Here is a 652-nt window from a genome sequence, read left to right as displayed (position 1 = left end):
GACCTCCAGAAGAACTCGAAGAAGGTCACCTCGAACGAGGAGATCGCCCAGGTCGGCACCATTTCGGCCAACGGCGATGCCGAGATCGGCAAGTTCCTCGCCGACGCCATGAAGAAGGTCGGCAACGAGGGCGTGATCACGGTCGAGGAAGCCAAGTCGCTCGAGACCGAACTCGACGTCGTCGAGGGCATGCAGTTCGACCGCGGCTACATCTCGCCCTACTTCGTCACCAACGCCGACAAGATGCGCGTTGAGATGGACGACGCCTACATCCTCATCAACGAGAAGAAGCTCTCCTCGCTGAACGAGCTGCTGCCGCTGCTCGAGGCCGTGGTGCAGACCGGCAAGCCGCTGGTGATCGTCGCTGAAGACGTCGAAGGCGAAGCGCTTGCCACCCTCGTCGTCAACCGCCTGCGCGGCGGCCTGAAGGTCGCGGCCGTCAAGGCTCCGGGCTTCGGCGATCGCCGCAAGGCCATGCTGCAGGACATCGCGATCCTGACCGGCGGCCAGGCCATCTCGGAAGACCTCGGCATCAAGCTCGAGAACGTCACGCTGCAGATGCTCGGTCGCGCCAAGAAGGTGATGATCGACAAGGAAAACACCACGATCGTCAACGGCGCCGGCAAGAAGGCCGACATCGACGCCCGCGTTG

1 protein-coding gene is annotated in these 652 nt (G+C 63.2%); it reads left to right on the top strand.

Annotated features, from left to right (window positions below; translation table 11 throughout):
* Nucleotides 1-652 (top strand): TCP-1/cpn60 chaperonin family protein (locus FNJ47_RS46415; RefSeq protein WP_283811397.1); only part of this gene is annotated, 652 nt, incomplete at both ends.

The organism is Bradyrhizobium uaiense (genome assembly GCF_010811875.1).
In the GTDB taxonomy this organism is placed as follows: Bacteria; Pseudomonadota; Alphaproteobacteria; order Rhizobiales; family Xanthobacteraceae; genus Bradyrhizobium; species Bradyrhizobium uaiense.
Note: the sequence above shows the minus strand (reverse complement) of the source record. Positions and strands in the feature narration are given on the sequence as shown.